This is a genomic window from Rouxiella silvae, assembly GCF_002093625.1.
Taxonomy (GTDB): Bacteria; Pseudomonadota; Gammaproteobacteria; order Enterobacterales; family Enterobacteriaceae; genus Rouxiella; species Rouxiella silvae.
Genome location: NZ_MRWD01000001.1, coordinates 66784 through 89187, shown reverse-complemented (window position 1 = coordinate 89187; position 22404 = coordinate 66784). Strand labels below are relative to the sequence as shown.

The 22404-nt window shown below is 51.5% G+C and carries 15 protein-coding genes; 10 read left to right on the top strand and 5 right to left on the bottom strand.

Annotated features, from left to right (window positions below):
* The first annotated feature begins 214 nt into the window (after positions 1-214).
* The gene (locus tag BS639_RS00415) at positions 215-397 is read left to right on the top strand and encodes a Trm112 family protein (RefSeq protein WP_009636632.1); all 183 of its coding nucleotides are present in this window, start codon (positions 215-217) and stop codon (positions 395-397) included.
* Positions 394-1146: a 3-deoxy-manno-octulosonate cytidylyltransferase gene (gene kdsB, locus BS639_RS00410; RefSeq protein WP_055777950.1), complete on the top strand. Its 753-nt coding sequence runs from the start codon at positions 394-396 to the stop codon at positions 1144-1146. The genes BS639_RS00415 and kdsB overlap by 4 nt, the downstream gene beginning before the upstream one ends.
* A 48-nt stretch (positions 1147-1194) precedes the next feature.
* On the opposite strand, the gene elyC is transcribed toward kdsB, so the two are convergent.
* Positions 1195-1989, bottom strand: coding sequence for an envelope biogenesis factor ElyC (gene elyC, locus BS639_RS00405; protein WP_084981949.1), 795 nt, complete (start codon positions 1987-1989; stop codon positions 1195-1197).
* Positions 1990-2120: 131 nt separating this feature from the next.
* Between elyC and cmoM the strand changes: the two genes are divergently transcribed.
* The 7 genes from cmoM (at position 2121) to BS639_RS00370 (ending at position 13098) form a co-directional block, all read left to right on the top strand.
* Positions 2121-2945 carry a tRNA uridine 5-oxyacetic acid(34) methyltransferase CmoM gene (gene cmoM / locus BS639_RS00400; RefSeq protein ID WP_072156458.1) on the top strand — a complete coding sequence of 275 codons (825 nt, stop codon included), beginning with the start codon at positions 2121-2123 and terminating at the stop codon, positions 2943-2945.
* Entirely contained in the window at positions 2942-4267 is a 1326-nt protein-coding gene (gene mukF, locus BS639_RS00395; protein WP_055777956.1) for a chromosome partition protein MukF, read from the top strand. The genes cmoM and mukF overlap by 4 nt, the downstream gene beginning before the upstream one ends.
* Positions 4248-4976: a chromosome partition protein MukE gene (mukE, locus tag BS639_RS00390; RefSeq protein ID WP_084981948.1), complete on the top strand. Its 729-nt coding sequence runs from the start codon at positions 4248-4250 to the stop codon at positions 4974-4976. Before mukF ends, mukE begins: the two co-directional genes overlap by 20 nt.
* The gene (gene mukB / locus BS639_RS00385) at positions 4973-9430 is read left to right on the top strand and encodes a chromosome partition protein MukB (RefSeq protein ID WP_055777962.1); all 4458 of its coding nucleotides are present in this window, start codon (positions 4973-4975) and stop codon (positions 9428-9430) included. Before mukE ends, mukB begins: the two co-directional genes overlap by 4 nt.
* Positions 9431-9759: 329 nt before the next feature.
* Positions 9760-11619, top strand: a complete 1860-nt coding sequence (gene ldtD, locus BS639_RS00380; RefSeq protein WP_139804017.1) for a L,D-transpeptidase — start codon at positions 9760-9762, stop codon at positions 11617-11619.
* 196 nt (positions 11620-11815) lie between these two features.
* On the top strand, positions 11816-12370 hold the full coding sequence (locus tag BS639_RS00375) for a YcbK family protein (protein ID WP_055777966.1): 555 nt from the start codon (positions 11816-11818) through the stop codon (positions 12368-12370).
* An 80-nt stretch (positions 12371-12450) separates the two neighbouring features.
* On the top strand, positions 12451-13098 hold the full coding sequence (locus BS639_RS00370; protein ID WP_055777968.1) for an MBL fold metallo-hydrolase: 648 nt from the start codon (positions 12451-12453) through the stop codon (positions 13096-13098).
* Between the two features lie 70 nt (positions 13099-13168).
* On the opposite strand, the gene BS639_RS00365 is transcribed toward BS639_RS00370, so the two are convergent.
* From BS639_RS00365 to pncB, 4 genes are all read right to left on the bottom strand, one after another.
* The gene (locus BS639_RS00365; protein WP_084981947.1) at positions 13169-14359 is read right to left on the bottom strand and encodes an amino acid aminotransferase; all 1191 of its coding nucleotides are present in this window, start codon (positions 14357-14359) and stop codon (positions 13169-13171) included.
* 277 nt (positions 14360-14636) lie between these two features.
* The gene (gene ompC, locus BS639_RS00360; protein WP_055777975.1) at positions 14637-15728 is read right to left on the bottom strand and encodes a porin OmpC; all 1092 of its coding nucleotides are present in this window, start codon (positions 15726-15728) and stop codon (positions 14637-14639) included.
* A gap of 300 nt (positions 15729-16028) precedes the next feature.
* Positions 16029-17429: an asparagine--tRNA ligase gene (asnS, locus tag BS639_RS00355; RefSeq protein ID WP_055777980.1), complete on the bottom strand. Its 1401-nt coding sequence runs from the start codon at positions 17427-17429 to the stop codon at positions 16029-16031.
* A gap of 408 nt (positions 17430-17837) precedes the next feature.
* A complete protein-coding gene (gene pncB / locus BS639_RS00350; protein WP_084981946.1) occupies positions 17838-19043 on the bottom strand; it encodes a nicotinate phosphoribosyltransferase in 1206 nt (401 codons plus the stop codon).
* A 665-nt stretch (positions 19044-19708) separates the two neighbouring features.
* On the opposite strand from pncB, the gene pepN reads away from it, so the two are divergent.
* The gene (pepN, locus tag BS639_RS00345; protein WP_084981999.1) at positions 19709-22360 is read left to right on the top strand and encodes an aminopeptidase N; all 2652 of its coding nucleotides are present in this window, start codon (positions 19709-19711) and stop codon (positions 22358-22360) included.
* Positions 22361-22404: the final 44 nt, after the last annotated feature.

Sequence of the window (22404 nt, the reverse complement as noted above, 5' to 3'; positions counted from 1 at the left end):
TTGTCTCTTTGAATGGTGAATTTATGTGATCTGTGTCACATAAAAATCATACGCCTGACCTCTGTATTTCGCAATATCCAGGCGTAAACTTCTTGAGCTACGACAGTTAACGGCAGGTGGGGGCTGTGCTATTCTCTGTCACCATAATGACTTGGCTGCTGTCCGTTTTTATAGACGCAGAATGAGTGCTCTATCTACGCCTCAAGGAGGAACTATGGACCATCGTTTGCTCGAAATCGTTGCTTGCCCTGTTTGCAATGGCAAATTGTACTTCAATAAAGAATCTCAAGAACTGGTGTGCAAAGCCGACGGTCTGGCCTATCCAGTTCGCGACGGCATTCCCGTGCTACTCGAAGTAGAAGCCCGTTCTCTCTCTGCTGACGAGATCCACCCATGAGTTTTATTGCCATTATTCCTGCTCGCTACGCTTCAAGCCGATTGCCCGGTAAACCGCTGGCCGATATTAATGGCAAGCCGATGATCGTACACGTGATGGAACGTGCTCGTGAATCCGGAGCCAAACGCGTCATCGTGGCGACCGATCATCCGGATGTGAAGACTGCCGTTGAAGCGGCCGGGGGTGAAGTTTGCATGACGCGTCCCGATCATCAGTCGGGTACTGAGCGTTTGGCTGAGGTTATCGAGCTTTGCGGCTTTGCCGACGATGAAATTATTGTTAACTTACAGGGTGATGAGCCGCTTATTCCACCGGTGATCGTGCGTCAGGTTGCAGAGAATTTGGCTCAGTGCGGTGCTGGAATGGCCACGTTGGCGGTGCCGATTGAAGACGCTGAAGAGGCCTTTAATCCCAACGCCGTAAAAGTGGTGATGGACGCACAGGGATTCGCGCTCTATTTCTCACGCGCTACCATCCCGTGGGACCGCGAGCGCTTTGCTCGTTCAAAAGAAACCGTCGGTGAAACCTTCCTGCGTCACATTGGTATTTATGCCTACCGCGCGGGTTTTGTGCGTCGTTACGTGACTTGGGAGCCTAGCGCACTTGAGAAAATTGAACTTCTCGAGCAGCTGCGTGTGTTGTGGTACGGCGAAAAAATTCACGTTGCCGTTGCCAAAGCCATTCCATCTGTTGGCGTTGATACGCCTGAAGATCTGGAACGTGTCCGCGCATTCTTTGCTTCTAAGTAAGCGCTGTCTGCCAAAAAAGGCCACTCTTCACTCAGTGGCCTTAATTTTTTATTCAGAAGCTGAATTTTCTTGCTGCACAGGCGCCGTTTTACCGGTGAAATACTGCCAAATTCGCCCCAGCGTTTCATACCAGGCGCGTTCTGAATGGGCTAAGTAGAGAGACTGCGGCACGGCTTGTTCCCAGATATTGAGCGGTGAGTCTATTGCCAACTGATTGGCGGGCGCCGGAACAGGGGCCAAACCTTGCTCTTGAAAAAATACCATCGCGCGCGGCAGATGATTGGCCGACGTTACCAGTGCAAAAGTCTGGTGACCAATGCGCTGCGCTACCTGCTCAGCTTCCTGATGTGTGTCTCGTGGCTGGTCGAGAGTGATAATATCTGTTGCCGGTACACCCAGGCTTTCAGCTACTTTTGCCGCCGTTGCTGCACTACTCACCGGGTTACCGGGGGCTGCTGCACCGGTAAAAATAAGTTTTGACCCCGGATTCATTAAATAAATTCTTATTCCTTCAGTGACTCTGGGTAAGCTGTTATTAATTAAATTCGAACTCGGTGCCCACTGCGGGTTGTAAGTATAACCTCCGCCCAGCACCACGACGTATTTAAGCTGAGTCCCGCCGTGATAGGTTGGATAGGTGTTTTCCAGCGGACGGAGCAGACTGTCGGCCACCGGTTGAAGGCTCAATAGCCCCAGCAGCAGCCAACCGACCAAAAATATCACTTTTCCCGTTTTTTGCCTTCGACTAAACCAGAGCAGAATCAGCGCTATCGCCATGATTATCAGTAAAAGCGGCAAGGGCATCAGCAGGCCGCCGACAAACTTTTTTAGGGTGAAAAACATCAGATAATCGTCTCTTTTGGGTGAAAAAACGGCATCCGGGCGAGATTCTCGGTCAGGATGATTTATTCTAGGCCAGCCTGTGCCAAAATAGCAGCATAACCGGTTCCTATACCTATTGGTAAAACAAAAAGTTGAGCAAAAAAAAACGTACAGTGGTGGAAGAGCCCTCGCCACAGGGTCGCAATTTCGATGATATGGCGGAGAAATTTTCTCGCAATATCTACGGCACGACCAAAGGACTTATTCGCCAGGCAGTACTTGGGCAAGATTTACGTGGGCTTTTAACCGAGCTTCCACAGCGTCCTTTGCGTATACTCGATGCGGGTGGTGGTGAAGGGCAAATGGCCTGTGAATTGGCCGCTTTAGGACATCAGGTATTGTTGTGCGATCTTTCCGGTGAGATGATCAAGCGGGCAAAGGCCGCTGCTGCCGAAAAAGGTGTGAGCGACAACATGCAATTCGTACAATGTCCCGCTCAAGACATCGCACAGTATTTGGAACAGCCGGTTGATCTGATATTGTTTCATGCTGTAATTGAATGGCTGGCCGAACCGCAAGAAGCACTTAAAGCATTAATCGACTGCCTGTTACCGGGCGGCGCACTTTCTTTGATGTTTTATAACGTCAACGGTTTAGTGATGCGCCATATGGTGCTGGGTAATTTTGGCCACGTCGACGCAGGGTTACCCAAAATAAAAAAAAGCTCGTTGCTGCCCGACCATCCACTGGAACCTAATCAGGTGTACCAGTGGTTGGAACAGTTGGATTTACGGATAACAGGTAAGACCGGTGTAAGGGTTTTCCATGATTATCTGCGGAACAGGCAACAGCATAAACAGGATTTTGACGAGCTTCTGGCGCTGGAACAGCGTTATTGCCGACAGGAGCCTTTTGTTAGTTTGGGGCGCTACATCCACGTGATGGCGCACAAACCCGATCGGAAGGACGAATTATGAGTGAGTTTTCCCAGACCGTCCCTGAACTGGTCGCCTGGGCACGTAAAAATGATTTCTCAATTTCATTGCCGACGGAGCGACTGGCCTTTCTTCTGGCGATTGCCACACTCAATGGTGAGCGTCTAGATGGAGAGATGAGCGAAGGCGAACTGATTGACGCGTTTCGCCACGTCAGTAAGGGGTTTGAGCAAACCAACGAAACCATCACCGTGCGTGCCAACAATGCCATCAATGATATGGTGCGCCAACGTTTGCTTAACCGTTTTGTCAGTGAACTGGCAGACGGCAACGCCATTTATCGTTTAACCCCACTAGGTATCGGAATTACCGATTACTACATTCGCCAGCGCGAGTTTTCGACGCTGCGTTTATCGATGCAGCTGTCTATCGTTGCCCAGGAGCTCAAGCGCGCGGCCGATGCTGCCGATGAAGGCGGTGACGAGTTCCACTGGCATCGCAATGTTTTCGCCCCGCTGAAATACTCCGTCGCCGAGATTTTCGACAGTATTGACATGACGCAGCGCATTATGGACGAACAGCAGCAGGGCGTGAAAGATGACATCGCGGCGTTGTTAAGCAAAGACTGGCGTGCGGCGATTTCCAGCTGTGAACTGCTGTTATCCGAAACTTCGGGTACGCTGCGCGAACTTCAGGATACGCTGGAAGCGGCGGGAGACCTGCTGCAGGCCCACCTGCTGCGTATTCAGGATGCCACCCTGACCGGCCCGCAAGAGCTGGGCTTTATCGATAAGTTGGTGTACGACCTGCAGAATAAACTCGACCGCATTACCAGTTGGGGACAGCAGGCTATCGACCTGTGGATTGGTTACGATCGCCACGTGCACAAATTTATTCGTACCGCCATCGACATGGATAAAAATCGCGTATTTGCGCAACGTTTACGCCTGTCGGTGCAAAACTATTTTGACAGTCCGTGGACGTTGACCTTTGCTAATGCCGATCGTTTACTCGATATGCGTGACGAAGAGCTGGCGCTGCGCAGTGATGAAGTGACCGGTGAACTGCCGGAAGACCTCGAGTTTGAAGAGTTTAGCGAAATCCGCGAACAGCTGGCGGCGCTGATTGAGAAAGCCCTGCTGGTGTATCAGCAGGATAAAGTACCGCTGAATCTAGGATTGGTGATGCGCGATTATCTCGAACAGTATCCACGCGTGCGACATTTTGATGTGGCGCGAATCATGGTCGACCAGGCAGTACGCCTCGGTGTGGCTGAAGCAGATTTTTCAGGGTTGCCGGCACAGTGGCAGGCAATCAATGATTACGGAGCCAAGGTGCAGGCCCATGTCATCGACAAATATTGAACAAATAATGCCAGCCAAGCTGGCACAGGCGTTGGCTAATTCCCTGTTTCCGGCTCTTGACAGTCAGCTTCGCTCTGGCCGTCATATCGGTATTGATGAATTAGATAATCACGCTTTCCTGATGGATTATCAGGATGAAATCGAACTTTTTTACAGCCGTTACAGCGTTGAGCTGATCCGCGCACCTGAGGGTTTCTTCTATCTTCGTCCGCGTTCAACCACGCTTATTCCACGCTCTGTATTATCAGAACTGGACATGATGGTCGGAAAAATTCTTTGTTATCTGTACCTTAGCCCAGAGCGTCTGGCGCATGAAGGCATTTTTACTCAGCAAGAGTTATATGATGAATTGCTGAGTTTGGCTGATGAAAGCAAGCTGCTGAAATACGTCAACCAGCGCTCTACCGGTTCAGATCTCGACAGACAAAAACTTCAGGAAAAAGTCAGAACTTCGCTTAACCGACTGCGCCGACTTGGCATGGTTTATTTTATGGGCGCTGACAGCACCAAGTTTAGAATTACCGAAGCCGTGTTCCGCTTTGGAGCAGACGTTCGCAGCGGTGACGACGCGCGGGAAGCGCAGCTGCGTATGATCCGCGATGGCGAAGCGATGCCAATTGAAAACAGCCTGTCGCTCAATGATGAAAACGACGAGAGCGAAGCGCAGGCAGACAATGGGCCAGAAGCTGTAGAGGATGAACAGGAATGATTGAACGCGGTAAATTTCGCTCACTGACGCTGGTCAACTGGAACGGTTTTTTTGCCAGAACCTTTGACCTCGATGCGCTGGTTACCACACTTTCCGGCGGCAACGGAGCCGGTAAGTCAACCACCATGGCCGCGTTCGTTACGGCACTGATCCCTGACTTGACCTTGCTGCACTTTCGTAACACCACCGAAGCCGGTGCCACCTCCGGCTCCCGTGATAAAGGTCTGCACGGTAAGCTGCGCGCAGGCGTGTGTTATTCGACGCTAGACGTCGTCAACTCGCGCCATCAGCGCGTAATTGTCGGCGTGCGCTTGCAGCAGGTTGCCGGTCGCGACCGTAAAGTCGACATCAAACCTTTTACCATTCAGGGGCTGCCAACCTCCGTTCAGCCGACTGAGATCCTCACTGAAACCGTCGGTGAACGTCAGGCTCGCGTGTTGTCTTTGCAGGAGCTGAAAGAGCGCGTCGAAGAGATGGAAGGGGTGCAGTTCAAGCAGTTCAACTCCATCACCGATTACCACTCGCTGATGTTTGACCTAGGCGTTATCCCGCGTCGTCTTCGTTCAGCCTCCGATCGCAGCAAGTTTTATCGCCTGATTGAGGCCTCGCTGTACGGCGGGATCTCGAGCGCCATTACTCGCTCGCTGCGCGACTATTTGTTGCCAGAAAACAGCGGTGTGCGCAAAGCCTTCCAGGATATGGAGGCGGCGCTGCGTGAAAACCGCATGACGCTCGAGGCCATTCGCGTTACGCAGTCAGATCGCGACCTGTTTAAGCACCTTATTTCGGAAGCCACCTCCTATGTTGCCGCGGACTATATGCGCCACGCTAACGAGCGCCGCATTCATCTTGACGGCGCGATGGTGCTGCGCAATGAACTGCTGACCAGCCGTAAACAACTGGCCAGCGAGCAGTATCGCCACGTTGAGATGGCGCGTGAGCTGTCGGAGCAGAGCGGTTCGCAGAGTGACCTAGAAACTGATTATCAGGCTGCCAGTGACCACCTGAATCTGGTGCAAACGGCCATGCGCCAGCAGGAAAAAATTGAGCGCTACCAGTCAGATTTGGAAGAGCTGACTTACCGCCTCGAAGAGCAAAATGAAGTGGTTGCCGAAGCCAGCGAACTGCACGCCGAACACGAAGCGCGCGCCGAAGCTGCCGAGCTTGAAGTCGACGAACTGAAAAGCCAGTTGGCGGATTACCAGCAAGCACTGGACGTGCAGCAAACGCGCGCCATTCAATATCAACAGGCGTTGCAGGCGATTGAACGCGCCCGCGAGCTTTGCCAGTTGCCAGACCTTGCGCTTGAAAATAGTGAAGACTGGCTCGAGACTTTCCACGCTCGTGAGCTGGAAGCTACCGACACACTGCTGATGCTTGAACAGAAAATGAGCGTGGCGCAGGCCGCGCACAGTCAGTTTGAAAACGCCTATCAGCTGGTAGTAAAAATCGCCGGTGAAGTGAGCCGCAGTGCCGCGTGGCAAACCGCCCGTGAACTGCTGCGTGACTGGTCTTCTCAGCAGCATCAGGCTGAGCGCGTTGAGCCGTTACGCATGCGTTTGACCGAGCTTGAAAACCGCCTGCGCGAGCAGCAAGACGCCGAACGCCAGCTGCAAGAATTCTGTAAGCGCACCGGTCAAGATGTTCAGCCGGAAGACCTCGACGAGCTGCAGCGCGAACTTGATGTACAAATTGAAGAGCTTTCAGTCACCGTTTCCCAGGCCGGTGAGCGCCGCATGGAAATGCGTCAGGAGCTTGAGCAGATACAGTCTCGCATCCGTGAGTTGACCGCCCGTGCACCCGTTTGGCTAGCAGCACAGGACGCGTTGAGCCAACTGAGTGAACAGAGCAAAGAGCCACTGGAAAACAGCCAGCAGGTCACCGAATTCATGCAGCAGCTGCTTGAAACGGAGCGTGACACTACGGTTGAGCGTGACCAGGTCGCGGCCCGCAAGCGTAAAATTGAAGGCCAAATTACCCGACTGAGCCAGCCGAGCGGTGCAGAAGATTCGCGGATGATTGCCCTCGCTGAACGGTTTGGTGGCGTTCTGCTGTCCGAAATTTATGACGATGTGACCCTCGACGATGCGCCTTACTTCTCTGCGCTGTATGGCCCGTCGCGTCATGCGATTGTCGTTCCTGACCTGTCTCGCATTCGCGACCAGCTCGACGGACTCGATGACTGCCCTGAAGACCTGTATCTGATCGAAGGGGATCCGCAGTCGTTCGATGACAGCGTTTTTGCTGTCGAAGAGATGCAAAAAGCGGTGCTGGTGAAAACGGGCGATCGTCAATGGCGCTATTCTCACTATCCAGAAGTGCCGCTGTTTGGGCGCGCTGCCCGTGAAAATCGTCTCGAAGTGCTGCACAAAGAGCGTGAAAACCTCTCTGAGCGCTATGCCAATCTGTCATTTGACGTTCAGAAAATTCAGCGTTCGCATCAGGCTTTCAGCCGCTTTATCGGCAGCCATCTTGCGGTTGCCTTTGATGCCGATCCGGAAGCGGATATCCGCGCCTTAAGCGGCCGTCGCGGCGAGCTTGAACGCGCATTGAATACCCATGAAGGCCAGAACCAGCAGCAACGTCAGCAGTACGACCAGGCAAAAGACGCCGCCGCCTTGCTCAACAAGCTACAGCCTCGCGTCGGTTTACTGTGTGATGAAACGCTCATTGACCGGGTTGAAGAACTGCGCGAAGAGCTTGACGAAGCGCAGGACGCGGCGCGTTTCATTCAATTGCACGGCGTTTCGCTGGCCAAACTTGAGCCACTGGTTTCAGTGCTGCAAAGTGACCCGGAACAGCATGAGCAATTAAAAGAAGACTACGCGCTGGCGCAGCACAGCCAGCGTCTTGCCAAGCAGCAGGCCTTTGCCCTGACGGAAGTCGTACAGCGTCGTGCGCACTTTGGTTATACCGACTCTGCCGGCATGCTGACCGAAAACTCTGATTTGAACGACAAGCTGCGCCATCGTCTCGAAAGCGCCGAAGGCGAGCGCAGTCGTGCTCGCGAGCAGGTTCGCCAGCATCAAACGCAGTATACGCAGTACAGCCAGGTCTTGGCCTCACTTAAAAGCTCGTTTGAAGCCAAACGTGACATGCTCAAAGAGCTGGGACAGGAGCTGCAGGACATCGGGGTTCAGGCCGATCCGAATGCCGAAGCCCGCGCCCGTGCACGTCGTGATGAACTGAATCAGTTGCTCAGCACCAACCGCGCACGCTGTAATCAGCTCGAAAAACAGATCACCTTCTGCGAAGCCGAAATGGACAACCTGCAGAAGAAACTGCGCAAGCTTGAGCGCGACTATCATCAGAGTCGTGAACAGGTGGTAACCGCGAAGGCGGGCTGGTGTGCCGTAATGCGTCTGGTAAAAGACAACGGCGTTGAGCGCCGCCTGCACCGTCGCGAGCTGGCCTACATGGACGGCGACGAGCTGCGTTCAATGTCGGATAAATCACTGGGTGCGCTGCGCTTGGCGGTTGCGGATAATGAGCATCTTCGTGACGTGCTGCGCATGTCAGAAGATCCAAAACGCCCCGAACGTAAAATTCAGTTCTACATTGCGGTTTATCAGCATCTGCGCGAGCGCATACGTCAGGATATTATTCGCACCGACGATCCGGTTGAAGCCATTGAACAGATGGAAATCGAGCTAGGCCGACTGACTGAAGAGCTGACTGCCCGTGAGCAACAGCTGGCGATTAGCTCAAAAAGCGTGGCGAATATTATTCGTAAAACCATTCAGCGTGAGCAAAATCGTATCCGCCAGCTGAACCAGGGATTACAGGCCGTCGCGTTCGGACAGGTGAAAAGCGTGCGCTTGAATGTCAACGTGCGTGAGGCTCATGCTGGTCTACTCGACGTGCTTTCAGAGCAGCAAGAGCAGCATCAAGACTTGTTCACCAGTAATCGCCTCACCTTCTCGGAGGCGTTGGCCAAGCTGTATCAGCGTCTGAATCCGCAGATTGATATGGGGCAGCGTACGCCGCAAACCATTGGCGAAGAGCTGTTGGACTATCGCAACTATCTCGAGATGGAAGTTGAGGTTAACCGTGGTTCCGACGGCTGGCTGCGCGCAGAGAGCGGGGCGCTGTCAACCGGTGAAGCTATTGGTACCGGGATGTCGATTCTGGTCATGGTCGTGCAGAGTTGGGAAGATGAGTCGAGCCGCCTGCGCGGAAAAGACATTTCACCTTGCCGCCTGCTGTTCCTTGATGAGGCCGCCCGTTTGGATGCTAAGTCGATCGCTACGCTGTTTGAGCTGTGCGACCGCCTACAGATGCAGCTGATTATCGCTGCGCCGGAGAATATCAGCCCGGAGAAAGGCACCACTTACAAGTTGGTGCGTAAAGTATTCCAAAATACCGAGCACGTTCACGTGGTCGGCCTGAGAGGCTTTGCTGCCGAGCTTCCGGCTATTGAAAAGACTGAGGTTGATATCGCTGCAGAAGGCTAGTCTTTGTATTAGCTGGGTTTACTTGCAACTTTTATTAACAAAGAAGGGCAGATAATTGATTGCCCAACGGAAAGCCCTGACTGAATAATAGCAGTCAGGGCTTTTTGTTATAGGCTGATTTTTCATCCACTCACAGGGCGAAAAATCAGAAACGCCGGTCTAATGCTTTAATTCGAGCCGCATGTAACATAAAGTCTTGTTATGACTTGGGCGGCAATTATCTTGCCGACCTGAGCAAAGTTAACATTCTGTCTATATACTTAATCTACGGGCAGTTTCTGGCAGTCATTTAGCGATGTCGCTTTTATAGTATTTAAGTGAGGCAGGGAATGATGCTTAAGCGTAATGAGTCTCTCAGGGTGCTGATGGCCAGCAGTTTGTTGGCGGCCAGTATCGCCCCATTAACCCAGAGCTATGCGGCGATGCCGACTATGCCGGTTAAAACCACCACGCTTTCTAGCGTACAGAGCCTGAACCACCTGCAGGCCGAGCTTCCCGTTGGCGTGAAGCCGCTTTACCTCTCTACTTTGTCTTCTCTTTACGCCGCGAATCACATGCAGCCGATGTGGCAAGACCGCGATGCGATTCATCAATTCCAGCAGCAGTTGGCCGAACTGGCTATTTCTGGGGTGCAGCCGCAATTTACCCAGTGGGTTAGATGGCTAACCGATCCCAGCATTAAAGGCATGGCGCGCGATGTGGTGCTGTCCGATGCGATGCTCGGTTATCTGCAATTTACCAGCGGTGTCGAAGTTAACGGCAGCAATTGGCTGTACAGCAATACGCCTTACAAAATGGCCACACCGCCGCTGACAGTGATCAATCAGTGGCAGCTTGCCGTGCGCCACGGTACCACGGCGCACTATGTCACGACGCTGGAGCCTCAGCATCCGCAGTATAAGAAAATGCATGCTGCGCTAAGAACTCTGTTGGCAGATTCACGGACGTGGCCGCAAATGACCAGCCTGGTCAGTCTACGCCCTGGGCAAATCAGTAATGACGTACCGGCGCTGCGCCAGATCCTCGAACGCAGTCAGACAATGATTGACGTAACGGATACCTCTACCCCGAAGCCGACGGCTGAAACGATTGCACAAAATACCACCAGCAATAATGTTGAAGATTTTTCGGTAGATGAAACGGCTGAAAAGACCCAAAAGCCGTCGCCTGCCGTGAGCCCTTCCGCTACGTCGGTACAAGACGTGTTGCCGACACCAACGCCAGATTCAACTCAGCCCGCCGGTACGCAGACTGCTGCGACAGCGGCCGTTGCGGTGTCGGATAATCAGTATTCGCCGGATTTGGTTGAAGCCGTTAAACGTTTTCAAAAATGGCAGGGAATAGAGGCTGATGGAATCATTGGCCCGGGCACGCGTCAGTGGTTAAATGCTTCACCGCGCCTCAGAGCAACGCTGCTGGCGTTGAACATACAGCGTTTGCGCATTCTGCCGGGTGACGTCACTAACGGAATTATGGTGAACATTCCCAACTATTCTTTGAAGTATTATCTCAACGGCAATGAAGTCCTCTCATCACGCGTTATCGTTGGTCGTCCAAGCCGCAAAACGCCGTTAATGAGCAGCGTGCTCAGTAACGTAGTGCTTAATCCACCCTGGAACGTGCCGACTACGCTGGTGCGCCAAGATATTGTACCCAAAGTGATACGTGACCCCGGTTATTTGCAAAAGCACGGTTTTACTCTGCTTTCGGGCTGGAGCAATGACGCGGAAGTGATTGATCCTTCAACCATCAACTGGAGCATGGTGTCTCCAGATCACTTCCCGTATCGTGTGCGTCAGCAGGCGGGATCGATGAGTGCGCTGGGCCGTTACAAGTTCAACATGCCGAGTTCGGATGCGATTTATCTTCACGATACGCCCAACCATAATCTGTTCCAACGAGACTCGCGTGCGTTGAGTTCGGGCTGCGTGAGGGTTAACAAAGCCTCCGAGTTGGCAAACATGCTGCTACAGGATACCGGCTGGAACGATGCGCGCATCTCTTCAACGGTTCAGGGCGGTAGCACGACGTTTGTACCAATCCGCCATCGTATACCAGTTAAATTGTTCTATTTAACCGCTTGGGTTGCTGAAGACGGTAAGCCGCAGTTTAGAACAGATATTTACAATTATGATTCAACAGTGAGATCTGGCGCACAAATATTGTCACAGGCCGAAAAACTGTTGTAATAAGTGCAGTAATTTTAACCTGATAAGTGTCTGAAAGACTGACTCATAAAGTGTCACCACCCCGGAGCAGGCCCGCATTATAGGGTATTCACCCGGTTGACTCACTTTATCAAGGCGGTTATGGTTGCGAGGGGTCAAATTATGGCCCCTTTTTCTCACCTTCTTTTAGATATAGCTATCAGGTAATTGACTTTAAATGGACCAAATAGACAAATATCGACGTAAATGGCTTGCACTTGGCGGTGCGGCTATGGGCGTTGCGCTGCTTCCTGGCAAGGCATTTGCAACGCTTTCAACACCAAGACCTCGGGTTTTGGTGATTAACAACCTCCACACTGGTGAAACCCTCAAAACCGAGTTTTTTGATGGTAAGAAGTACAACAGGGATGAGTTGGCGCGATTGAATCATTTGTTCCGCGATTATCGTGCTGGCGGCCAGGTGACCAAAATCGACCCGCAACTTTTCGACCACCTCTATCGTCTGCAGATCATGCTGGGAACCAATAAACCGGTTCAGCTGATTTCGGGCTACCGTACATTAGCGACCAACAACAGCATGCGCAAACCTGGCAGCGGCGTCGCAAAACACAGTTATCACACATTGGGTAAAGCCATGGATTTCCACATCCAGGGCGTTGATTTGGCGAATATCCGTAAAGCGGCGTTAAAAATGCGGATGGGTGGTGTAGGATATTATCCACGAAGTGACTTTGTGCACATCGATACGGGACCGAACCGAACCTGGTCCTGACGGTGTGCGAAAATCAGGAAAAAATCATACCTCTGGGACTTGCTTTGCGTTTAAGAGCCAGGGGTATGTGTGGAGCATACATGAAATATCACATCATTCCGGTAACGGCATTCAGCCAGAACTGCTCAGTTATTTATTGTCCTAAAACCAATCAGGCCGCCGTTGTCGATCCCGGTGGTGATGCCGAGAAGATCAAAGCTGAGGTTGCTGCTCTGGGCGTAAACATTACTCAGGTTTTGCTCACGCATGGACATCTCGACCACGTCGGTGCCGCAGCCGACGTTGCTGCACATTATCAGGTACCCATTATTGGTCCGCATAAGGAAGACGCCTTCCTGCTCGACGGTTTGCCGGAACAGGCGCGCAGGTTTGGTCTGGAACACTGCGCCGCTTTTACCCCAGACACATGGTTGGCGGAAGGCGATGTGGTCAAGGTTGGTGAAGAGAGTCTTTCAGTGCTTGAGTGCCCGGGACACACGCCTGGACATATCGTCTTCATTAACGATGCGGCAAGATTTGCGGTATCCGGTGATGTGATTTTTAAAGGCGGAGTAGGGCGCAGTGATTTCCCGCGTGGAAGCCATGAAGATTTGATCCATTCGATCAAGACCAAACTTTTGCCACTGGGTGACGATATTGTCTTCCTGCCGGGCCATGGCCCAATGTCCAATTTAGGCCACGAAAGAAAAACCAATCCCTTCCTGCAAGACGAACAACCTATCTGGTAAGCGTCTATGCATTAAAAAAGCCAGCGCGAAGTATTCCGGCTGGCTTTTTTATTACCCATAATTCAGAGAATTACAGTACCGCGACAATGGCTTCGCACAGCGGCGCCATGTTATCGAGCGTAATACCCGCCACGTTGATACGGCCTGAGTTTACCGCATAAACGCCAAACTCTGAGCGCAAACGTAACACCTGATCTTTATTCAGTCCGCTAAATGAGAACATGCCATTCTGTTGAATAATAAAGCTGAAATCCTGCTTGGCACCTTTTTCCTGCAACGTAGTCACGAACAGTTGACGCATACGGTGAATGCGCTGACGCATATCGCTCAGCTCCTGCTCCCACTGTGCGCGCAATTCTGGATTGCCCAGAATAGTGGCAACGACTGCCGCGCCGTGTGCCGGTGGATTGGAGTAGTTGGTACGGATAACCGACTTGACCTGACTGAATGCGCGGTCGGCGGTTTCGGCGTCAGCGGTAACCAAGGTAAAGGCACCTACGCGCTCGTTGTAAAGGCCAAAGTTTTTAGAGTACGAACTGGCAACCAGTAACTCTTTATGCAGTGAAGCGAAGATACGCAGGCCCTGTGCGTCTTCTTCCAGACCTTTAGCGAAGCCCTGATACGCGAAGTCAAACAGCGGTAACCAGCCCTTGGTGACGGAAAGTTCTGCCAGCTGTTGCCACTGCGCGATAGTCGGGTCGATGCCGGTCGGGTTATGACAGCAGCCGTGGAACAGCACGATGTCACCGGCCTTGGCATCGCTCAGGCTTTTGAGCATGCCGTCAAAGTCCAGCGCGTGTTTTTCTGCATCGTAATAATTGTATTCTGCTACTTCCAGGCCTGCGGATGAAAACACACCGACGTGGTTTGGCCAGCTTGGATTACTCACCCAAACGCGTTTTGCATCGGTTTCTGTTGCCACAAAATCGGCCGCGATACGCAGCGCGCCAGTACCCCCTGGGGTTTGCGCAGTACGTGCACGTTTCTCACTGATGATTGCGCTGTCTGCGCCAAACAGCAGCTCTTGCGTGCAGTGTGCGAAATCGGGCAAACCATCAATGCTCAGATAGGTTTTAGTGGTTTCATTTTCCAGCAAGAACTGCTCGGCCTTTTTAACACTGGCGAGCACCGGCGTCTTACCTGTTTCGTCCTTATAGACGCCAATACCCAGGTTGATTTTGTCCTGACGATCGTCAGCGCGGAAAAGATCGGTAAGACCAAGGATCGGATCGGCGGGTGCAGCAGTGATTTTTTCAAACATGTGGATACTTCCATGACCAGTAACTAGCAGAATGAGGCATTTAGGTTACCGCCAGATTTGACCTTTGCCAACCGTTTGCGGCAAAAAGAAAGCAGAGTTGTGAGCGAGCCTTCAGCATTAATTTTTCTGATGAAAGAAGAGAGAGAATCTGAGAGATCTTTGAGAATTAAAGGAGGATGAAGCCGAATTAAAATCGAGGGATAAAAAAAGGCAGAGCTAAAGCTCTGCCTGATTTTTAGACTTGCGTTGCACCCGAAGGCGCGAGGCTTAGGCTAAATTAGAACTGGTATACCAGACCCAGTGCAACAACGTCGTCTGTCGGCAGACCCAGTGGGTTGCTGTCGCTCAGGCGGTTGATTTTGTAGTCAACATAGGTAGACATGTTTTTGTTGAAGTAGTAAGTTGCGCCCACTTCATAGTATTTGTACAGGTCAGCATCGCCGATACCTTCGATGTCTTTGCCTTTAGACTGAACGTAGGCGATAGACGGACGCAGACCGAAGTCGAACTGGTACTGTGCGATCATTTCAGTGGTCACCGCTTTGTTAGCGAAACCATCGTTATCAGTAGTCAGATTCGAGTTGGTGATGCGAGTTGCGTCACGCGTTTCGGTGTAGAGAGCAGCGATGTAGATGTTATTAGCATCATACTTAATCGCGGTACCCCAGCTGCGTGCTTTGTTTTTGTCGTTGCCGTAAGTCAGCGCTTTCTGGCCGTCGGTACGGTTAGACTGCGCCATAGAGGCTACGATGCCCAGACCGATAGAAGAGGTGTAAGACGTTGACAGCGCATAACCGTCGCCGTTACCGCGCAGGATATCACCGTTGTCGCGGTCGTTTTTGCCCTGGTACTGAACGGCGAAGTCCCATCCGTCAACCAGGCCAAAGAAGTTGGTGTTACGGTAAGTTGCTACGCCGGTAGAACGACCAGACAGGTAACCGTCTGAGTAACCAGAGTCGCCGCCGTATTCTGGCATCATATCGGTCCAGCCGATAGTGTCATACATCAGGCCGTAGTTACGACCGTAGTCGAATGAACCGTATTCATTAAATTTCAGACCTGCGAAGCCCAGACGGGTTTTGTTGCCGCTTTGCGCGTCAGCACCTTCTGAGTTGTTAGCCTGAATGTTGTATTCCCACTGGCCGTAACCGGTGATGTTGTCATTGATCTTGGTTTCGCCTTTGAAGCCGAAACGAACGTAAGACTGGTCGCCATCGCTACCGTCGTCTTTAGAGAAGTAATGCAGACCGTCTACTTTTCCGTACAGATCCAGCTTGTTGCCGTCTTTATTATAGATTTCGGCTGCGTTTGCTGCGCCAGCAGCTAACAAGGCTGGGATTACCACTGCGAGAATGTTGCGCTTCATCATTTATTATTACCCTCATTGGTGTTATTTGGACACCTTGCCACTGCCTACAATAATTTACGGAACTATTGTTGATAGTTTGGTGTCTCCTGTGTCTGAACGCAGTGTTCCATTGAGGGTGCGCTTAATCTACATCGAAAATGCTACTAAACGCCTAAACTTGTTTCAGCGAGAAAGAATGTGTTACAAAATATTAAATTTACGGAACTTTGTGACAGGGATCTAGGTTTAAAAATAGCTAAGGCCAGCATCGCTGGCCTTAGATTTGTATCTAAAGATGTTAAATTAATAACTCTTAATTAATTAGAAGGTTGCATTGCGTGGAGTACGTGGGAATGGAATAACATCACGTACGTTTTGCACACCGGTGACATAAGCCACTAAACGCTCAAAGCCCAAACCGAAACCCGAGTGTGGAACAGTGCCGTAGCGACGGAGATCGCGATACCACCAGTAGTCTTCTTTATTCAAACCCATCTCTTCAAGACGTGCATCCAGCACATCCAGGCGCTCTTCACGCTGAGAACCGCCGATAATCTCGCCAATACCAGGTGCAAGAACGTCCATTGCGGCTACCGTTTTGCCATCGTCGTTCATGCGCATGTAGAAAGCCTTGATATCTTTAGGGTAGTTTTTCACTACCACTGGGGCTTTAAAATGCTGCTCAGCCAGGTAACGTTCGTGCTCAGAAGAGAGATCGACGCCCCACGACACTTCATTTTCGAACTTCTGACCTGACGCAATGAGGATATTAACCGCATCGGTATAGTCGACCTGTGCGAAATCGGACGTTACAAAACGCTCAAGGCGTGAAACAGCATCTTTGTCTACGCGCTCCTGGAAAAATGCCATATCGTCCGCTCGTTCGTCCAAAACGGCTTGGAAAACATACTTCAGCATGCGTTCAGCCAGTGCAGCGATATCGTCAAGGGTTGCAAAGGCAACTTCAGGTTCCACCATCCAGAATTCTGCCAGGTGGCGGCTGGTGTTGGAGTTCTCGGCGCGGAAAGTGGGGCCGAAAGTGTAAACTTTAGATAACGCACAGGCGTAGGTTTCGCCGTTAAGCTGGCCGGATACGGTCAGGAAGGCCTCTTTACCGAAGAAGTCTTCGCTGTAGTCGATCTCGCCTTTGTCAGTACGCGGCAGGTTTTGCATGTCCAGTGTTGAAACACGGAACATCTCGCCGGCGCCTTCGGTATCGGAGGCGGTAATAAGTGGCGTTGAAACCCAGAAATAGCCGTTTTCATGATAAAAGCGGTGAATGGCCTGTGAAAGGGTGTTACGCACACGGGCTACGGCGCCAATCAGGTTGGTACGCGGACGCAGGTGGGCAACTTCGCGCAGGTATTCAATGCTGTGACGTTTTGCCGCCATCGGATACGTATCTGGATCATCCACCCAGCCAACCACTTTGATTGCCGTGGCCTGTAGTTCAAAACTCTGACCCTCGCCCGGAGAGGCGACTACAATGCCAGTGACTTCGACGGAACAACCGGTCGTCAGGCGCAACACTTCGTCCTGATAATTAGGCAAAGAATTATTAACGACGGCCTGTAACGGATTAAAGCAGGAGCCGTCATAAACGGCGACGAAGGAGATGCCAGCTTTTGAATCTCTCCGGGTACGCACCCAACCGCGTACGGTGACTTCACTGTCAACCGCAGCACGGCCTTGCAGTACGTCGACTACAGGCACAACGCTCATAGATTTCTCTCTTAAAATAGTTCTGATGATACCGATGGTTTTAAATTCGTATTAAAAACCTGCTTGGAAAGCCACACCTTTATAAAAAAGGGTTTTGCTATGTTACTTAGCCTTTTTCAGGACACAAGAAGAAATCGCCGCCGGAACGCAACATTTATGCTGTAGCGGCCCTATCTTTAAACGGTAGTAAAGTAATGAGGGGGGAAGTGGTGAAAAAATAGCTTATTTCGCTTCCTCTCTATTCCTCTATATAAAGAAGAAAAAATAAGAACAAGATGTAACGGCGCTAGCCTGAAAGAGATAAAGAAGAATTTAGCTCTGTGAGAAGAGATGTTTCTGAAGAGATGTTTCCCCTTTCCTCGGCTTTTTCAGCGGAGGAAAGGGGAATGGGGGAGTCGCGACGCAGAACTAAGACGCTTTCTTCACCAGGGGTAAATCAAAAGCTTTGCGCAGAGCCTTAACGAAGGCCTTGTCCTGACAAATTGTTTTGCCTGGGCTATCTGAAAGTTTGGCCACCGGCTTTCCGTTGCACTGCACCAGTTTGATGACAATATTCAGCGGTTTTACGCCGGGAATATTGCAGGTTAAACGGGTGCCGATACCAAACACCAATTTAACACGCTGGTGGAAGCGGCGATAAAGGTCAAGAGCCTTATCCAAGTCCAGATTGTCCGAGAAGACTAACGTTTTAGTCATCGGGTCGATGCCTAATTTCTGGTAATGAGCGACGGCTTTCTCGCCCCATTCAAACGGATCGCCCGAGTCATGGCGCAGACCCTGATAAGCATTGGCAAACTTCGAACCAAAGTCGCGCAGGAAAGCGTCCATGGTAATGCAGTCGGTCAGAGCAATCCCTAACTGGTCAGGATATTCATCCAGCCACGCTTGCAAGGCGGCGCGCTGACTGTTGGCCAGCACCGGACTCAGTTGCTGATGTGCCTGGAACCACTCATGTGCTTGGGTGCCAACGGGACTGAGCTGCAGCTTGTGCGCTAAATCGTAGTTGCTGGTGCCCACCAGATAAGGGAACTCTTCTTTTAAGGTGCTAACAATCGCCCGCTGAACGGCGCCAGAAAAGCGGCGGCGCGTGCCGAAGTCCATTAGTTTAAAGGCCGAGATATCAACGTCGGCAGAATCTTGCCTGAATTTTTGCAGATTTTTGCGCAGCTGTTCAACCGCCATTTCGGGCGTAACATCTGGGGAGCGATGCTTGTGAACCACCTCACTGATCACCGCCAGTAGTGGCACTTCCCACATGATAACCTCGCGCCACGGGCCTGAGATGCGAATATGCAAATGCCCGCTGCGGTTAGATACCTCAACGTGTTCAGGGTTGTAGCGGAATGAACGCAGCCACTGCAAATAGTCCTGACTGAAGAATGGCAGGCCGGAAAGATAGCTGAACTCTTCCTCGGTCAGCGCCAGTTTACTCATCAGTTGAACCTGGTCATATATCTCTTCGGCGTATTCGCCCAGCAGCTCGTCACCACGGCAACGGAACTCGGCAACGACGCGACTCGTAGCATAACGATGATAGACCGCCTGCTGCATGTGGAGCTTATAGGCATCGGTATCTAACAATGAAGTCAAAATCGGGGAGGCGAATGAAGTCATACGCGCAACATCCTCGTCAGCAACAGGCTATATTCTTAGTACTTGAAACCACAGCGGCATTATCTGCGTTCGTTCATCCAAATCACTGATCTGTTTCAGCGCATTGAAATTCACTCGCTTACTGCCTTGCCGTGGCCCCTTCTACTTCGAATATTAAATTTGTTTATAACCTGAGTAAAATCGGCAAAGTTCGGGAAGTATACCGCATTATCAAGCCAATGAACCCTCATCTCAGCACAATTCACCGCGCCAGGTCGAGGGCCATTTGTGCCTTGTTAAGGATATTAAACACCGCTTTCCGATAAGTCTTAACAAAAGAATAACCCGTTAAAAATTAATGTCTTTCATTTTAATTTCATTAAATACAGAGAGTTGATCACAGTTTTGAGGCTGTGATACGGCGCTCGGCTCCTGCGCAATGAATTGACGACCGGCGAAATAATTTAGTGGCGGTGTTAATGGGAATAGCACAAAAAAGTTAAAAAAAAGTGAATGATTGGCCTGATTATTTTTTATCTTTGCGAGACCACGCTGACCGCTTTGCCTAAAAGCTCGACGGTCGTCGCCAACATCCCGGCAACAATCTGGGAATTTTCGCCTTCTGTGATAAAGTTTATTCTAACCGCGTCACGCGTATCCCAATGAAAACGCCAAAAGGTTCTTTTATGACTGACCAGCTGCAAACGGAACAACAGACCGACGCATCAGAACATCCGCAGGTAAAATATCGTCACGACTACCGCGCCCCGGATTACACCATTACTGATATTGATTTGGATTTCGACCTCGATGCGCAGACCACCGTGGTCACCGCCGTCAGTCAAGTCAAACGCCTGGGTGCAGAAGGCGCTGAGCTGGTGTTAAACGGCGAAGACCTGACGCTGATTAGCCTGAAAATTAACGGTCAGGACTGGCCAAACTATCAGCTGCGTGAAGGCACGCTGGTGATTAAGGGTGTGCCAGAAGCCTTTGAGCTGAAAATTGTTAACGAAATCCATCCGGCCAAAAATACGGCTCTTGAGGGGTTGTACCTGTCGGGTGAGGCGCTGTGTACCCAGTGTGAAGCGGAAGGTTTCCGTCATATTACCTATTATCTGGATCGTCCAGACGTTCTGGCGCGATTTACCACTCGCATCGTAGCCGACAAAGCGCTTTATCCTTACTTGCTCTCCAATGGCAACCGCGTTGACGGTGGCGAATTGGAAGGCGGTCGCCACTGGATTAAATGGCAAGATCCGTTCCCAAAACCTTGCTACCTGTTTGCCGTTGTAGCCGGTGACTTTGACGTGCTGCGTGACAACTTTATTACTCGCTCTGGGCGTGATATCGCGCTGGAGATTTTCGTCGATCGCGGCAATCTTGACCGCGCCGACTGGGCGATGGAGTCACTGAAGCAGTCAATGAAGTGGGACGAAACGCGTTTCAATCTAGAATATGACCTTGATATCTTTATGATTGTTGCCGTTGATTTCTTTAACATGGGTGCAATGGAGAATAAAGGCCTCAACGTTTTCAACTCTAAATACGTGTTGGCCAAGGCGGAAACCGCCACCGATAAAGACTATCTCGGCATTGAAGCCGTAATAGGACACGAATATTTCCACAACTGGACCGGCAACCGCGTGACCTGTCGCGACTGGTTCCAACTGAGCTTGAAAGAAGGCCTTACCGTGTTCCGCGACCAGGAGTTCAGCTCCGACCTGGGTTCCCGCTCTGTGAATCGTATCGACAACGTTCGCGTGATGCGCGGCGCGCAGTTCGCCGAAGATGCCAGCCCGATGGCGCACCCGATCCGTCCCGAAAAAGTTATTGAAATGAATAACTTCTACACGCTGACAGTGTATGAGAAAGGGTCGGAAGTGATCCGTATGCTGCACACTTTGTTAGGCGAGCAACAGTTCCAGGCCGGTGTTGCGCTTTACTTCGAGCGTCATGACGGCAGTGCAGCAACCTGCGATGACTTCGTGCAGGCGATGGAAGACGCATCCAACGTCGATTTATCGCTGTTCCGCCGCTGGTACAGCCAGTCTGGTACGCCGATTTTGACCGTGCGTGATGACTATGACGTTGAGAAGCAGACCTATACCTTAACTGTGAGCCAGAAAACGCCAGCAACCCCGGATCAGACTGAAAAGCTGCCGCTGCACATCCCGCTGGATATCGAACTTTACGACTCGCAGGGTGGCGTTATCGAGCTTAAGCAGGGCGGTCAGAAGGTCAGTAATGTGTTGAACGTGACTGAAGCGGAGCAAACCTTTGTTTTTGAAGACGTTGCTTATCAGCCTATCCCTTCTTTATTACGCGAGTTTTCTGCGCCGGTTAAGCTGGACTACAAGTATGGCGATCATCAACTGACTTTCTTGATGAAACATGCCAGCAACGATTTTTCTCGCTGGGATTCGGCGCAGAGTCTACTGGCCATTTATATCAGGCTGAATGTGGCGCGTCATCAGCAGAAACAGCCACTGTCTTTGCCGCTGCACGTGGCCGATGCTTTCCGCGCCGTGCTGTTGGATGAAAATATCGATCCCGCACTGGCCGCGCAGATCCTGACTCTGCCATCAGAAAACGAAATCGCTGAATTGTTTAGTATTATTGATCCAGAAGCCATTAGCGCGGTGCATGAGTCTATTACCCGCTGCCTGGCCACTGAAATGACCGATGAGTTCCTGGCGGTTTATCATGCCAATACGCTGCCGACTTATCGCGTTGAGCATGCCGACATTGGTAAACGCGCACTGCGCAACGTGTGTCTGCGTTATTTGGCATTCGCCGATGCGGCACAGGCCGACAAGCTGGTCAGCACGCAGTTTGAACAGGCTGATAATATGACCGATTCTCTGGCGGCGATGTCAGCGGCAGTCGCGGCAAATCTGCGGTGCCGCGATGCTTTGCTGGCTGCCTACGACGATCGCTGGCACAAAGATGGCTTGGTGATGGACAAATGGTTCATCCTGCAGGCCACCAGCCCCGCCGCCGACGTGTTGGCGCAGGTTCGCAGTCTGTTGACGCACCGTTCGTTCACCATGGGTAACCCGAACCGCATTCGCTCGCTGATTGGCGCATTTGCTCAGGGTAATCCAGCGGCTTTCCACGCGACAGACGGCAGCGGTTATGCCTTCTTGGTCGAAATGCTGACTGATCTTAATACCCGTAACCCGCAGGTTGCAGCACGCATGATTGAGCCGCTGATCCGCCTCAAACGTTACGACGCAGGCCGTCAGGCATTGATGCGCCAGGCGTTGCAGCAGTTAAAAGGTCTGGAAAATCTTTCTGGTGACTTGTACGAGAAAATCACCAAGGCGCTGGATGCCTGATTGATTGGTTGAAGGGGTAAAAGCGAAAGGGCGACAGGAATGTT